This is a genomic window from Microbacterium wangchenii, from assembly GCF_004564355.1.
GTDB classification, from domain to species: domain Bacteria; phylum Actinomycetota; class Actinomycetes; order Actinomycetales; family Microbacteriaceae; genus Microbacterium; species Microbacterium wangchenii.
The window spans coordinates 3,677,386-3,691,837 of the sequence record NZ_CP038266.1 but is presented as its reverse complement, the minus strand read 5'-3'; the positions used below and the strand labels follow the sequence as shown (position 1 = coordinate 3,691,837).

Below are 14,452 nucleotides of genomic sequence, written 5' to 3'. Positions count from 1 at the left end.
CGTGACGCGGCGGGCCCGTGCCATCCCGCACACGGCGGAGCGGGCGGCGTTCCCGCTGGGGGGACTGGGCACGGGGAACGTGTCGCTCGGCGCCCGCGGAGAACTCCGTGACTGGGAACTGGAGAACCTCCCCGACAAAGGGCGGTTCAACCCGTACTCCTTCTTCGCGATCCACGCCGCGCCGCTGAGCGGGCCCGCGGTGACCCGCGTCCTGGAAGCGCGCCTGACGGGCCGCCACGACGGCGACGCGGGCTACCCCTTCGACCGGCTCGCCGGCCTGCCGCGTCTGCAGTCGGCGACGATGCACGGGGAGTATCCGGTCGTCGACATCGACTTCGCCGACGACGTCCTCCCCGTCCAGGTGTCGCTTCGCGCCTTCACGCCCCTCGTCCCCCTCGACGCCGACGCCTCCGGCATCCCCGGTGCGGTGCTGCGCTACACCGTCACCAATCCCGGCGACCGCTCCGTCGCCGTGACGATCGTCGGCAGTGTGAGCCATACCGCCGGGCGCGGCGAGGGCCCCTTCGGCATGCGCGCCGCGCAGACGGTACGGTGGCGCGACGAAGGCGCCGTGCGGGGCCTGGACTTCGGCATCCGCCTCCCCGAGGACGACCCCGGCTACGGCACCCTCAGTCTCACCACGACGGATGCGGCGACCACCGTGAAGCCCCAGTGGGTGACCGGGTTCTGGCCCGACGGACCCCGCCTGTTCTGGAACGACCTCTCCGACGACGGCCGCCTCGACCCGGAACCGAAGCTCACCCTCGAGGACCGTCCGCGCGGTCTGTTCGCGGACTCGGTACCGGCCGACGCATCCGCGCCCATGACGGAGGAGGAGCTGTTCGAGCGGCTCCCCCGCCTGCGCACGGGATCGCTCGGCATCGTCCACGACATCGCCCCCGGCGAGAGCCGCGCATTCGAGTTCGTGCTGGCATGGAGCTTCCCGAACCGGCGACGTGCCTGGCGGGGCCACATCGTGTTCGACGATCCGCATGCCGACGAGATCGTGCGCAACCACTACGCGATGCTGTGGCCGGATGCGTGGGCGGCGGCGAGCCACCTGCACGGCGCGCTGCCCGAGCTGGAGGCCGCCACACTCGCCTTCGTCGACGCGCTCTACGGCGGCACACTGGATCCGGTCGTGGCGGATGCGGTCGGGGCGAACCTCGCCGCAGCCCGATCCACCACCGCTTTCGTCGTCGAGACGCCGAATCCGGAGCTGGGGGAGGGGCCGGTCTTCGCGGCGTGGGAGGGATCCTTCGACCACTCCGGATCCTGCGAGGGGACGTGCACCCACGTGTGGTCGTACGCCCAGACCATGGCGTGGCTGTTCCCGTCACTGGAGCGCAGCGCGCGACGCGTGGAGTACCTGCTGGAGACGGATGCCGCGGGGGCGCAGAAGTTCCGGTCCAATCGCGTGTTCGGCAGTCCGTCCTGGTTCATGGGGCCCGCCGTCGACGGCCAGCTCGGGACGTTCCTGCGCCTGTACCGGGAGTGGCGGTTCTGCGGCGATGACGACTTCCTCCGCGAACTGTGGCCGGCCGCCGTCCGCTCCCTCGAGCACGCAGTCGATGCCTGGGATCGGGATGGGGACGGACTGCTCGACGGTGAGCTGCACAACACCTACGACATCGAATTCCACGGCGTCGATCCGCTCGCGAACGGCTTCTTCGCCGCAGCGCTGAGAGCGGGAGCCCGCATGGCCGACCACCTCGGCGACTCCGCGCGCGCGGCGGGATGGCGTGACCGGGCCGAGCGCGCCTCCGGCGGCATGGATGACGTGCTGTGGAACGGGGAGTACTACCGGCAGGTGATCGACGACGTCGACGCGCACCGGTACCAGTACGGCGACGGGGTGCTCTCCGACCAGCTGCTGGGCCAGTTCCATGCGTGGATCAACGGGCTCGGCGACCTCCTCCCGCGCCACCGGCTGCGCAGCGCGCTGGGCGCCGTCGTCACGCACAACTTCCGCGACGACCTCAGCACGCACGAGAGCACGCAGCGCGTCTACGCCCTCAACGACGAAGGCGGACTCCTGCTGGCCTCGTGGCCGCGCGGCGGGCGGCCCGCCATCCCCTTCGTGTACTCCGACGAGGTGTGGACCGGCGTCGAGCACCAGGTGGCCGCATCCCTCGTCTACGCCGGCCTTCCGGATCAGGCGCTGCGGATCGAGCGCGCCGTGCGCGCCCGGTACGCCGGCGACGCGCGCAATCCGTGGAACGAGATCGAGTGCGGCAACCACTATGCGCGCTCGCTCGCGTCATGGGGACTGCTGCTGGCCTTCAGCGGCGTCCAGTGGGACGCGCCCACCCGCACGCTCGCCTTCGACCCCGTCGGCGACCGGCCCTTCCGCTCGTTGTTCACCACGGGCACGGGGTGGGGGCGCGTCGAGATCGACGGTGAGACGGTCGCGCTGCACGTGCACGGCGGGACGCTCGAGCTCGATCGCCTTCTGCTGGCCGGGCGCGAGCTGCCGATCTCCGCCACCCCCTCCGAGACCCCCGCTCGCCTCCGTCTCGGAGTCGGAGCGAGCCACACCGCCACCGCATCCCACGCCCGTCAGCTAGTCGAGGACAACGCATGAGCACTTACACCCTGCCCGCCCCCGTGACCCGCCCCCAGAGCGAGCCGAAGACCGCCTACCTCATCGCGAGCGGAGACCTCCGCGAGTCGGCCAACGTCGCCGGCTGGGCCACGCAGGCCGCCATGGAGGCGGCGGTGACGCGCGCGTTCGAGTCGCTCGGCTGGAGCGTCATCCGCGCCAACGACGTCGACCCCGCCACTGGGCACGGCTTCATCTCCAGCCAGCGAATGGGTCTCGAGGTCTTCACGCGCATTCCCGTGGACGCCCCGCTGATCGTCGCCGAAGCGGTGTGGCAGTACTCCCACCACGTCCTGCCCGGGCTCCGCACCCACGAGGGGCCCATCCTCACCGTCGCGAACTTCGCGGGGGACTGGCCGGGCCTCGTCGGCCTGCTCGGACTGAACGCGGGCCTGACGAAGATGGGCAAGGAGTACTCCAGCATCTGGTCGGTCGACTTCTCCGACGAGTGGTTCGCGGAGGGCATCCGCCAGTGGTGCGAGACCGGCCGCATCATCCACGACGCCTCCCACGTGCGTGCGCTCCCCACCCTCCCCGACACCGCCGAGGTGCAGCTCGGACGTGCCCTGGGCGACCGGCTGCTGGCCGAGAAGGCGCTCATCGGCGTCTTCGACGAGGGCTGCATGGGCATGTACAACGCGATCTTCGACGACGAGCTGCTCAACCCGATCGGGATCTACAAGGAGCGGCTCTCGCAGTCGGCGCTGTACGCCGAGATGCTGCGCGTGCCCGACGAGGAGGCCGACGCCGCGTACGAGTGGCTCGTCTCCCACGGCATGACCTTCCGCCTCGGCGAGGATGAGGCCACCGAGCTCACGCGCGGCCAGGTGCAGTGGCAGATGAAGATGTACATCGCCGCCCTGCGTATGGCCGACGACTTCGGCGTGGACGCCATCGGCATCCAGTATCAGCAGGGCCTGAAGGATCTCGTGCCGGCCTCCGACCTCGCCGAAGGGATGCTGAACTCCACCGAGCGCCCGCCCGTGCGCTCCCGCGACGGTGAGCGTGAGCTGTTCGCCGGCCGTCCGCTGCCGCACTTCAACGAGGCCGACGAAGGCGTCGCCGTGGACGCGCTGGTCACCGACCGCGTGTGGAGCGCCATGGGCCTCGTGTCCGACAACACCCTGCACGACGTGCGATGGGGCGAGGACTACGACGGCCGGTTCGTCTGGGTGTACGAGATCTCGGGGTCGGTCCCGGCCTCCCACCTGGGCGGATGGGACCACGCGGAGGGCTGGCGTCAGGACCCGGTGTTCTTCCCCGCCGGCGGCTCCACCGTCAACGGCGTGTCCCGCCCGGGCGAACTGGTCGTCTCTCGTGTGTTCATCGCCGACGGCATCCTCCAGGTCGACATCTTCCGTGGGACGGCGGTCGAACTGCCCGCCGAGGAGACCGAGCGGCGAAAGGCCGCGACGAACCCGGAGTGGCCGATCGCGCACGTCGTGCTGCACGACGTCTCGCGCGATCAGTTCATGGCGCGGCACAAGGCCAACCACGCGCAGGTCGTCTACGCCCCCGACGCCGAGACGGCCGACAAGGCGCTCATCGCCAAGGCGGCGATGTTCCACCGGATCGGCGTGAAGGTCAATCTGGTGGGCCGCGTCGCCGGGATCTGAGCGGGTCGGCGCCGCGCCCCGTGCGGCCGGTCCTAGAGTGCGGGCATGGCCGAGGGTGACAAGCGCGCGACCGCACACCGCAGGCACAGACACGGCCGCGGCGAGACGGCCCGTACGCGACGCTGGGAAGCGGCCACGTACTGGCCGCTCACGGTCATCGCGTTCCTGTTCCTGGTGGCCTACACCTTCCAGGTGATCGGGGATCTGCAGGGCGCATGGCGCGTGGCGACGCTGACGGTCATCCGGCTCGCGTGGGTGGTCTTCGCCGTCGACTATCTCGTACGGCTCATCCTGTCCTCCCCGCGGCCGCGATGGTTCCGCACCCACCTGTTCGATCTCGCCGTCGTCCTCATCCCCGCCCTCCGCCCCGTGCGGCTGCTGGGTGCCCTGACGCGCATCACGTCGTTCACACGGACGGCGGGGAGTTCCCTGCGGGCGAAGCTGCTGATCTACGGCACGGGGGCGGCGCTGCTGCTGATCTGGCAGACCGCGCTCGTCGTGCTCGAGGCCGAGCGCAGGGCCCCGGGCGCCAGCATCCGCTCGTTCGGGGACGCCCTGTGGTGGGCGTTCTGCACGGTCACGACGGTCGGATACGGCGACTACGTCCCCGTGACGGCGGCGGGCCGGACGTTCGCCGTGCTGCTCATGGTGGGCGGGGTGGTGCTGGTCGGGCTCATCGTCGCGAGCTTCTCCTCGTGGGTCGTCGAGCGGGCGACACGGGGTCACGCGGAGCAGCAGCCGGCCACGCGCGCCGACGTCGACCGGATCATCGCGGCCCTGAACGCGCGACCGGGCGACACTCCGCCGCATCCGCGCTGAGCCGTCGGTGGGGAGCCCGCCGGGCGGCCGCCGCCGGGGACCGCCGAGCGGCGCTCAGGCGGGGGGAAGGCGCAGGATGGTGCCGGACTCGTCGACGGCGAGATCGTCCACGACGCGGAGCGTGCGGGCGATCGCGTCGACGGCGCCGAGCACGGTGCCCACCCGCTCGCGGTCCGAGCACACCGCCGTCAGGGTCACGAAGGCCGATCCGGTGTCCCACGTGTAGCTGGCGAAGGGCGGTGTGCGTGGGTCGGCGGGCAGGTCCATCACGAGCTTCTCCCCGACGCCCAAGTGCGGGTTGGGGAAGTCCTCGGTGTCGTCGTACTCCATCGGCATCATCGCGCGGGCCGTGCGCAGCTGCGGGGTCGCCTCCTGCAGCTGCGCCATGGCGACGAGCAGTTCCGGGTCGTCCTTCCACACCCACACCAGCACGCGGCCGTCCGCGCGGCGGAGCAGGAGCGGAGCGGCCTGGCTCATCGCCCACGCGAGGAACCCGCTCCCCGGCCGCTCGACCGCGCCCACCGCGCGATTGGCCTGGCTCAGCAGCATCCGGATGGCCGCCTTCCGGTGCCGCCGGCCCCGGAACCCCAAGGATCCGGTCACGGGCACCCACACGGCGGGATCGGCGTCGGCCTGCAGTCGCGGCATGCCTCCCAGGCTATGTCGATTCCGCCGCCACGCGCTCGCCGTGGCGCTTCCCAGGCGCGGCGAGGTGCCTCCGGTACGATGACAGGGCGCATGCACCGCACCGTGCGACCCCTACCGCCGCACAGATAGGCAGCCACCCGCCGTGACCACCCCTGCGACGCCTGACAGTCCCGACGCCGCCCCTCGCCTCACCGTCCTGGTGGGCTGCGACACCTTCGCTCCCGACATCAACGGCGCCGCCCGTTTCGCCGAGCGCCTCTCGGCCGGACTCGTCGAGCGCGGCCATGACGTGCACGTCATGGCGCCCAACACCGCGTATCGCCGCTCGCATCCGCGCACGGAGGTCATCGAGGGGCAGCCGATGATGCTGCATCGCCTGCCCTCCGTCCGCTGGCCCCCGCATGACTGGCTGCGGTTCGTCTGGCCGTGGCGCTCCAAGCACTATGCGCGCAAGGTGCTGGATGCGGTCAAGCCCGACGTCGTGCACATCCAGTCGCACATCGTGATCGGCCGGGGACTGGCTCGGGAGGCGCGCAAGCGCGGCATCCCCATCGTCGCCACCAACCACGTTATGGCCGAGAACATCCTCGACTTCACCACGCTGCCCGACGCACTCAACCAGGTCGTCGTCAAGCTCGCGTGGGCCGACGCCAAGCGCACCTTCAACCTCACCCGGGCGGTGACGACCCCCACGCGCAAGGCCGCGGACTTCCTCGAGTCGACCATCGACATCCACGGCGTGATTCCCGTCAGCTGCGGCATCGACCGGCGCAACTACTCCCCGCACCTCGCACCGCGCGAGTCCAACCGCATCCTCTTCGTCGGACGACTGACCTCGGAGAAGGGCATCGACGTGCTGCTGCGGGCCGTGGAGCAGCTCGACCCTGCGCTGGATGTCACCCTCGACATCGTCGGCGGCGGAGACCAGCGCAAGAACCTGGAGACCCTCGCCGAGCAGCTGGGGATCTCCGGCCGCGTGACCTTCCACGGGCACGCCAGCGAAGAGGACCTGCGCTCGCTGTACTCGCGTGCGAGCGTCTTCGCGATCGCCTCGATCGCCGAGCTGCAGTCCATCGCGACGATGGAGGCGATGGCCTCGGGCCTGCCCGTGGTCGCCGCCGACGCCGTCGCGCTGCCGCACCTCGTGCACGACGGCGAGAACGGGTACCTGTTCGAGCCGGGCAACGCGGCAGAGATGTCCGCGCGCCTCACCGACGTGCTCACGGCCGATCCGGAGGAGTTCCTGCGCATGCAGCAGGCGTCGCTGGACGGCGTGGTGGTGCACGACATCGAGCGCACGCTCGACACGTTCGAGGCCCTGTACCGCGGCACGCCCCTGCCGGAGTAGCCCGTGCACGTCGTGATGTTCGGCGACCAGCACGTCGAGTCATCCGGCGGCGCGCAGGTGTCGATGCGCCTGCAGCGGCGCTTCCTCGAACGCGCCGGCCAAACCGTCACGATCGTCGCCCCGCGCATGCACGCCCGCGCCACGCCCGACGCGGCGTACGTCGACCTCCCCTCGATCCCCGTCACGCTCGACCGGGAGTACTCGATGAGCCTTCCCGGCGCCCGCACCGACCGGTTCGTGGATGCGGCGATGTCCCGCCGCCCGCCGGTGGACGTCGTCCACGTGCAGGCGGACTTCTGGGGCGCGCTCATCGGGCACCGCTTCGCCCGGCGTCACGGCCTGCCCGTCGTGCACACGATGCACAACCGGGTCGACGTGGGAATCGCCGCGGTCGCCCCCTTCCCCGGCCTGGTTCTGCGCGTGCTCAACGCGGGGGCGCGACGCGTCCTCGGCGTGAGCTCCCGCGCGGCGGGGTCCGGATCCGACGGGTGGTCGTATCTGCGTCTGCTGGCCGGCGGGGTCGACGCGGTGACGGCGCCCTCGGGCCACTTCGCGCGCCGCCTCGAGGCGCACGGGGTCCACCCCGCCGTCGACGTCGTCTGGAACGGGATCGACGACGACGTCCTGGACTCCGCCTCTGCAGCGCCGGCGGACGGGCGCGCTCCCGGCCCTCCGCGGCTGGTGTGGGTGGGCCGGATGAGCGCGGAGAAGCGTCTCCTGCCCTTCCTCGAGGGCCTCGCCGAATCCGGCGTCGCCGCCGACGTGGAGGTCATCGGGGGAGGCGGCCAGGCACGTGCCGCCCGCCGGCTCGTGCGTCGGCGCCGACCCGCGGCATCCGTCGTCTTCACCGGCCGCCTGCCCTACCCCGAGACCCTGCGCCGCATCGCCGCGGCCGACGCGGTCGTGCAGACCTCGATCGGCTTCGAGACGCAGGGCATGACGGTGTTCGAGGCCGCTGCGTTGGGGACCCCTGCTGTGGTCAGCGACCCCGACATCGCCGCTGAGCTCGGCTCGGGCGCCTGGACGGTGGCGGATGCCTCGACGACGGCCCTGGCCGCGACGCTCCGGCAGGCTGCCGACGACATTACAGCCGGCACGGCGCCCGTCCCCGAGTCGCGCATACGGGAGCTGTTCCGCCAGTCCTCCCGCACGGCGGCGATGGTGGACGTGTATCAGCGGGCGATCGCGGGGCGCAGCGTCAGCTCAGGCTGAGCACTGCGGGGTACAGCAGCCCCCACACGATCGTGGAGATCAGCATCGCGACGCCGATCCCTGTCCCGATGCCCGCGAGGGCCTGAGGGCGCCCGCGCCGGGTGAGTCCGATGATGCCGAGGACGATCGCGGTGACGGCCAGGAGCCCCTCGATGAGGTTGGACGCCACACCGATGATGCCGAGCATGCTGACATCGCCGCGGCCGATCGCGCCCACCTGCACGATCATCTGCAGGAACAGGGAGAGCAGGAGCACCGCGCCCACCACGGCCGACGCCAGCCCGAAGGGATTCCCGCGTACGGCGGAGGCGGCCGGGGCGTAGGCCGCGGGGGACGGATATCCGGCGGGGGTGCCGTAGGCCTGGGGGGCAGAAGGGGCGGGCGACTGCGGTGGAGTGGTCACGGTTCCTCGTCTCTGGGGATCCCGAGTCTACGGAGGACGTTCCCGCGATCCGCTCACATCTGCGCAGAGACGCGCACCCGGCGGGCTGCCGCGAAGACGTGCGGAGGCCGGATTGCCGAGTGGGCGGCCGCCGACAGGGGCATCGGCCGCTCGTGCAGGGGCGCCGAATGCTCGCGCACGAGCGCCGATCGCTCCGGCAGGGGGGCCACTCGATCCGGCAGGGACGCCGAGCGCTCCGGCACGCGGCAGGGGATGGAGGGAACGGCCCGGTATCCGTCGCGGGCCAGGCCGCCGACGGTGGCGACGATCGCGGCCGTGGCGAGGGCGGCGGTGGCAAGCAGAAGAAGGATCATGGCAGGAAACCTACGCTTGCGCTCAACCTGCCAACAGTGGCAGAGTAGCCACGACCCGAACGATTACTGCCAGCCCGAGGAGCCTCCATGAAGACCGTCGCAGTGATCGTGCAGGACGGATTCGCCCCGTTCGAATTCGGCGTCGCATGCGAGGCGTTCGGACTGGACCGGACGGCCGACGGGATTCCCAACTTCGACTTCCGCATCGTCACGCCCGATCCCGGCGCCGTGGCATCCAAGATGCCGTTCTCGATCAATATCGAGAACGACCTGTCCTTCGCCTATGAAGCCGACCTGGTCGTGGTGTCGCCGACGACGCCGGAGTACTGGGCACACGTGGACGAACGCGTGCTCGAGGTCATACGGCACGCGGTCGCGCGCGAAGCATGGGTCCTCAGTCTGTGCAGCGGGTCGTTTCTCCTGGCCGCCGCGGGTGTGCTCGACGGCCGCCGCGCCACCACCCACTGGATGTACGCGCAGCGGATGGCCGAGATGTACCCGAGCGCGGACGTCGACCCCGACGTGCTGTACGTCCAAGACGGGCGCATCATCACGAGCGCCGGCACGGCGGCGGGCTTGGATGCGTGCCTGCACCTGCTGCGACAGGAGCTGGGTGCGGAGATGACCAACACGATCGCGCGGCGCATGGTGGTCCCGCCGCAGCGCGACGGCGGCCAGGCGCAGTTCATCGACAAGCCTCTTCCGGTGGCGGCATCCATGTCGCTCGCGCCGGTCAGCGACTGGATGCTGCAGAACCTTCGGGCCGATCTCTCGGTCGACCAGCTCGCCGCCCGCGCGCACATGTCTCCGCGGACCTTCGCGCGCCGGTTCAAGGCCGACTTCGGTGCCACGCCCGCCGCATGGCTCTCTCGGCAGCGCATCCTGCACGCGCAGCGGCTGCTGGAGAAGACCGACCTGGGCCTCGACCGGATCGCATACGAGAGCGGCTTCGGCTCCGCGGCGGTCCTGCGGCAGAACTTCGCGCGCACCCTCGGCCTCACGCCGACCGCCTACCGGTCGCGCTTCCGCCACGTGACCGAGGACCAGGCCGCCTGAGCGGGCCGCGCCCTCCGCACCGCCGCGCCCGAACTCCTCAAGACCGGTGCCCACGGTCTCGTGGGGGCGGTTCTCGCCGCATCCACGCGCGGATTTGAGGAGTTCGGTCAGGCGGCGACGCGCGAGCGGAGGGTCGGGGTCCGCTCCCCGCACTTCCTCGTGCCAGCCCGGCTCAAGCCCGAACTCCTCAAGACCGGCGCCCCCGGCGGCGTGCTGGGTGGTTCTCGCCGCGTCCGGGCGCGGATTTGAGGAGTTCGGTCAGGCGGCAGGTGTGGGGCCCCGGCACCGCGTGCGGGCCCCGGCACCGCGTGGGGTGCCGGGGCCCGGGCGACTACTGCGCCGCGCGGTCGCGCAGCGCGTCGAGGTCGACGGGCGCGCCGGCCGCCTTCTCGCGCAGCGCGTCGGCGCCCTCCACCATCGACGTGTCGAACGCGAACGTGATGACGGCGGCGGCCAGGGCGTCGGAGTTGACGTCCAGCGCGATGCGGTTGACGTTGCCCTTCAACTGATGCCGGTAGGCCCTCTCGAGCTGCTTGTAGAGCGCGCGGTCAGCGCCCTCACCGGTGAGGTTGTCGCACGGCTGGTGGTAGCACGGGTCGTACGCGACGCCGGCGAGGCCGCCGTACCGCGCCGCCTCCTCCTCGGTCTTGATCTCCTCGGCGCCGGTGAACAGCCCGCCCGCGGGGATGCCGACCGCGATGAACGGGCCGTAGTCGGAGCGGCCGGAGAAATCGGTGTCCTGATAGGGGAGGTCCTTCGAGGTGTAGAACTGCTCGAAGACGTCCTCGATCTCGGCGGAGCCGGGCGGGATGAAGCCCGGTTCGGCGGTGCCGCCGGAGTTGTCACCGTCGTACACGCCGGTGAAGTAGTTCGGCGAGCCGATCATGTCGAAGTTCAGGTACAGCGCGATCTGACCGAGCTGCTCCTCGGCGAGATTCGCGACGTAGTACTCCGAACCGAGCAGGCCCTCCTCCTCGGCGCCCCACCACGCGAACCGCACGGTGTTGGTGGGCTTGACCCGCTTCATCTGGATCGCCGTCTCCAGCAGGCCCGCGCTGCCGGTGCCGTTGTCGTTGATGCCCGCGCCATCCTGCACGCTGTCCAAATGCGCGCCGGCCATCACGACGTTCGAGTCATCGCCCGTGCCCGTCTCGGCGAGCACGTTGTACGTCGTGCGCTCCTCGGCGAAGTAGTCCACCGTGACGGTCACGATCGCGCCGGGCGTGGACGCCAGATCCTCGCCCACGGGGGAGGACGCGAACACCGCGGGGATGGTGAGGCCGGTCGCGTCGCCGATCATGCCGACCAAGCCCGGACGGCCGTCGTTGGCGACGATGACGCCCGCCGCTCCGGCGTTCTCGGCGTTGAGCGCCTTGAGCGAGAAGTCACACGTTCCGCGTTGCACGAGGGCGATGCCCCCGGCGGGGAAGCCGGTGAAGTCCTCCGGTTCGCAACCGCTCGTGCTCGAGCCGTCGGCCGGGAAGGGGGTCACGAGGTCGACGGGGACGAGGGCGCCGGTGGCCGACCCCTCCGGGCTGCCGCTGTCGAACGTGTTGCGCAGGAAGTCGGTGCCCTCCGCCCACGTCGTCGCCGGATCCTGGCGGCTGAGGGCGCTGTTCTCCTCCGTATAGGTGAAGGGGAACTCCTGCACCTCGGGGGCGTAGCCTGCCCGCTCGAGCTGCTTCACGACATAGTCGACGGATGCCTCGTAGCCGGGGCGGCCGGCGGCGCGGTCGCCGTAGGAGTCGGCGATCCGCTGGAAATGCTTCAGGTGCCTGAGGACGTTGTTGACCTTGACGGCTTTGGTCAGGGTTTCGACGGTGTCGGCGTCGCGGGCCGCGAACGCCGGAGTGGCGATCCCGCCCCCACCCACCATCGCCGCCGCCGCGATCACGGCGGCCAGTCTGCGCTTCGTGAACGACATGCATGTTCCTTCCGTGGCTCGGCACCCCCGTTGGCGCCGACGCGCAGAACGCTAACCCCGCGCGCCGCGCGCCGGTAGGGGCCTTTGTGCCCGGGGGTGCATTGCCGCATCGCCCGATGTCCGATAAACTTGAGCCAGCGCGACTCAACTTTGCGCACCGAGTTTTCAGGAGAACACATGAACGCCACCCCGCAGCCCGGGCAGGAGGAGTCCCAGAGCGCCCTCGAGCAGTTCGGGATCAACCTCACCGACCGCGCCCGCCAGGGCAAGCTCGACCCCGTGATCGGTCGAGACAGCGAGATCCGGCGCGTGAGCCAGGTGCTCACCCGTCGCACGAAGAACAATCCCGTGCTCATCGGCGAGCCCGGCGTCGGCAAGACGGCCGTCGTCGAGGGGCTCGCGCAGCGGATCGTCGCCGGCGACGTCGCCGAGAGCCTCAAGGACAAGGAGCTTGTCGCGCTGGACATCTCGGCCCTCGTGGCCGGGGCGATGTACCGCGGCCAGTTCGAAGAACGCCTCAAGAGCGTGCTGAAGGAGATCACCGAATCCGACGGCCGCGTCATCACCTTCATCGACGAGCTGCACGTGCTGATGGGCGCGGGCGGCGGCGAGGGTTCGGTCGCCGCATCCAACATGCTCAAGCCGATGCTCGCGCGCGGCGAGCTGCGCATGATCGGCGCGACGACGCTCGACGAGTACCGCGAGTTCATCGAGAAGGATGCGGCGCTGGAACGCCGCTTCCAGCAGGTCTACGTGGGTGAGCCGAGCGTCGAAGACACCGTGGCGATCCTGCGCGGACTCAAGGAGCGCTACGAGGCGCACCACAAGGTCGCGATCGCCGACTCGGCGCTCGTGGCCGCAGCATCCCTCTCCAACCGGTACATCCCGTCGCGCCAGCTCCCGGACAAGGCGATCGACCTCATCGACGAGGCGGCCTCGCGTCTGCGCATGGAGATCGACTCCGCGCCGCTGGAGATCGACGAACTGCGCCGCCATGTCGACCGGCTCAAGCTCGAGGAGCTCGCGCTGAAGAAGGAGAAGGACGACGCATCCAAGGAGCGCCTCGCGGCGCTGCGCGAGACCCTCGCCGGCGAGCAGGCCCGTCTTAACGAGCTGCAGGCGCGATGGGAGCGCGAGCGCTCGTCGCTGAACCGCGTCGGTGACCTGAAGACCCGGCTGGATGCTGCGCGCGTCGAGGCCGAGCGGGCGCAGCGCGAGGGTGACCTCGAGCGCGCCTCGCGACTGCTGTACGCGGAGATCCCGGCGCTCGAGCGCGAGCTCATGACCGCCGAGCGCGAGGAGACCGAGGGTGAGCGGATGGTCGGCGACCAGGTCACCGAGGAGGACATCGCCGAGGTCATCGCGGCGTGGACCGGCATCCCCGTCGGCAAGCTCATGCAGGGCGAGACGGAGAAGCTCCTGCACCTCGAGTCCGAGCTCGGCAAGCGCCTGATCGGGCAGAAGGAGGCCGTCAAGGCCGTCTCGGACGCGATCCGCCGCTCGCGCGCGGGCATCAGCGACCCGCACCGTCCGGTCGGCTCGTTCATGTTCCTCGGCCCCACGGGTGTGGGCAAGACAGAGCTGGCCAAGGCCCTCGCGGAGTTCCTCTTCGACGACGAGCACGCCATGGTCCGGATCGACATGTCGGAGTACGGCGAGAAGCACTCGGTGTCGCGCCTGGTCGGCGCCCCTCCCGGGTACGTGGGTTACGAGCAGGGCGGTCAGCTGACCGAGGCCGTGCGCCGGCGCCCGTACAGCGTCGTCCTCCTCGACGAGATCGAGAAGGCCCACCCCGAGGTCTTCGACGTGCTCCTGCAGGTCATGGACGACGGCCGCCTGACCGACGGCCAAGGCCGCACGGTCGACTTCACGAACGTCATCCTGATCCTCACGTCCAACCTGGGCTCGCCGATCCTGATCGACCCGACGCTGTCGGCCGAGCAGAAGCGCGAGCAGGTGCAGGCGCTGGTGCGGCAGGCGTTCAAGCCGGAGTTCATCAACCGCCTCGACGACATCGTGATCTTCCACGTGCTCAGCGAGGACGACCTCGCCCAGATCGTCGAGCTCGCCGTCGACGCCCTGCAGCGGCGCCTGCGCGAGCGCCGGCTCACCCTCGCGGTGACCCCCGACGCGCGGGCCTGGCTGGCCGAACGCGGATACGACCCGGTGTTCGGCGCGCGTCCGCTGCGCCGCCTCATCCAGTCGGAGATCCAGGACCGCCTCGCCATGGCGATCCTCGCCGGGCGCGTGCGCGACGGTGACGTCGTGCGGGTGGATGTCGCCGCCGACGGGTCGAGCCTCGTGCTCACCTCCGACGGTGCGCCCACGCCGCCCGACATGTCCGACGACGGCGAGGTGATCGAAGCCGTCCTGGACGACTGACCCACTCGCGAGACACCACATTCCGGCTGAGGCACCGCGCATCGCGTGATGTTTCGGACGGGATGTGGTGTCTCGTCCGCACGGTAGCG

Annotated in this window: 11 protein-coding genes; 7 read left to right on the top strand and 4 right to left on the bottom strand. The window is 70.8% G+C overall.

Translation table 11 applies throughout. From position 1 onward, the window contains the following. The first annotated feature begins 1 nt into the window (after nt 1). From E4K62_RS17885 to E4K62_RS17875, 3 genes are read left to right on the top strand one after another with little or no spacing between them, the layout of a single operon-like run. Nucleotides 2–2,584: a GH116 family glycosyl hydrolase gene (locus E4K62_RS17885; RefSeq protein WP_135070268.1), complete on the top strand. Its 2,583-nt coding sequence runs from the start codon at nt 2–4 to the stop codon at nt 2,582–2,584. After that, on the top strand, nt 2,581–4,218 hold the full coding sequence (locus E4K62_RS17880; protein WP_135070265.1) for a fucose isomerase: 1,638 nt from the start codon (nt 2,581–2,583) through the stop codon (nt 4,216–4,218). Before E4K62_RS17885 ends, E4K62_RS17880 begins: the two co-directional genes overlap by 4 nt. A 45-nt stretch (nt 4,219–4,263) precedes the next feature. After that, the gene (locus E4K62_RS17875; protein WP_135070262.1) at nt 4,264–5,037 is read left to right on the top strand and encodes a potassium channel family protein; all 774 of its coding nucleotides are present in this window, start codon (nt 4,264–4,266) and stop codon (nt 5,035–5,037) included. A 54-nt stretch (nt 5,038–5,091) separates the two neighbouring features. Here E4K62_RS17875 and E4K62_RS17870 read toward each other — a convergent pair whose 3' ends face one another. Further along, nucleotides 5,092–5,685, bottom strand: a complete 594-nt coding sequence (locus tag E4K62_RS17870) for a hypothetical protein (protein ID WP_135070259.1) — start codon at nt 5,683–5,685, stop codon at nt 5,092–5,094. Between the two features lie 142 nt (nt 5,686–5,827). On the opposite strand from E4K62_RS17870, the gene E4K62_RS17865 reads away from it, so the two are divergent. Both E4K62_RS17865 and E4K62_RS17860 read left to right on the top strand, forming a co-directional pair. Further along, on the top strand, nt 5,828–7,033 hold the full coding sequence (locus tag E4K62_RS17865) for a glycosyltransferase (RefSeq protein ID WP_135070256.1): 1,206 nt from the start codon (nt 5,828–5,830) through the stop codon (nt 7,031–7,033). Between the two features lie 3 nt (nt 7,034–7,036). Continuing rightward, complete coding sequence (locus E4K62_RS17860) at nt 7,037–8,245, top strand: glycosyltransferase (RefSeq protein WP_135070253.1); 1,209 nt, start codon at nt 7,037–7,039, stop codon at nt 8,243–8,245. On the opposite strand, the gene E4K62_RS17855 is transcribed toward E4K62_RS17860, so the two are convergent. Further along, entirely contained in the window at nt 8,232–8,648 is a 417-nt protein-coding gene (locus E4K62_RS17855; protein ID WP_135070250.1) for a hypothetical protein, read from the bottom strand. The two genes, E4K62_RS17860 and E4K62_RS17855, sit on opposite strands and share 14 nt — an antisense overlap. Nucleotides 8,649–8,701: 53 nt before the next feature. Continuing rightward, a complete protein-coding gene (locus E4K62_RS17850) occupies nt 8,702–9,001 on the bottom strand; it encodes a hypothetical protein (protein WP_135070247.1) in 300 nt (99 codons plus the stop codon). 87 nt (nt 9,002–9,088) lie between these two features. Here E4K62_RS17850 and E4K62_RS17845 point away from each other — a divergent pair, with 87 nt between their 5' ends. Beyond that, nucleotides 9,089–10,057, top strand: coding sequence for a GlxA family transcriptional regulator (locus E4K62_RS17845; protein ID WP_135070244.1), 969 nt, complete (start codon nt 9,089–9,091; stop codon nt 10,055–10,057). Nucleotides 10,058–10,388: 331 nt separating this feature from the next. On the opposite strand, the gene E4K62_RS17840 is transcribed toward E4K62_RS17845, so the two are convergent. After that, nucleotides 10,389–11,981, bottom strand: coding sequence for a M28 family peptidase (locus E4K62_RS17840; RefSeq protein ID WP_135070242.1), 1,593 nt, complete (start codon nt 11,979–11,981; stop codon nt 10,389–10,391). Between the two features lie 177 nt (nt 11,982–12,158). Here E4K62_RS17840 and E4K62_RS17835 point away from each other — a divergent pair, with 177 nt between their 5' ends. Next, nucleotides 12,159–14,363 (top strand): ATP-dependent Clp protease ATP-binding subunit, encoded by a 2,205-nt coding sequence (locus E4K62_RS17835; protein WP_135070239.1) that lies wholly within the window; start codon nt 12,159–12,161, stop codon nt 14,361–14,363. Nucleotides 14,364–14,452: the final 89 nt, after the last annotated feature.

Excerpts from the sequence above, each read along its gene's own strand:
- E4K62_RS17880 (WP_135070265.1), top strand. The coding sequence starts at position 2,581 with ATGAGCACTTACACCCTGCCCGCCCCCGTGACCCGCCCCCAGAGCGAG.
- E4K62_RS17875 (WP_135070262.1), top strand. The coding sequence starts at position 4,264 with ATGGCCGAGGGTGACAAGCGCGCGACCGCACACCGCAGGCACAGACAC.
- E4K62_RS17870 (WP_135070259.1), bottom strand. The coding sequence starts at position 5,685 with ATGCCGCGACTGCAGGCCGACGCCGATCCCGCCGTGTGGGTGCCCGTG.
- E4K62_RS17850 (WP_135070247.1), bottom strand. The coding sequence starts at position 9,001 with ATGATCCTTCTTCTGCTTGCCACCGCCGCCCTCGCCACGGCCGCGATC.
- E4K62_RS17845 (WP_135070244.1), top strand. The coding sequence starts at position 9,089 with ATGAAGACCGTCGCAGTGATCGTGCAGGACGGATTCGCCCCGTTCGAA.
- E4K62_RS17840 (WP_135070242.1), bottom strand. The coding sequence starts at position 11,981 with ATGTCGTTCACGAAGCGCAGACTGGCCGCCGTGATCGCGGCGGCGGCG.
- E4K62_RS17835 (WP_135070239.1), top strand. The coding sequence starts at position 12,159 with ATGAACGCCACCCCGCAGCCCGGGCAGGAGGAGTCCCAGAGCGCCCTC.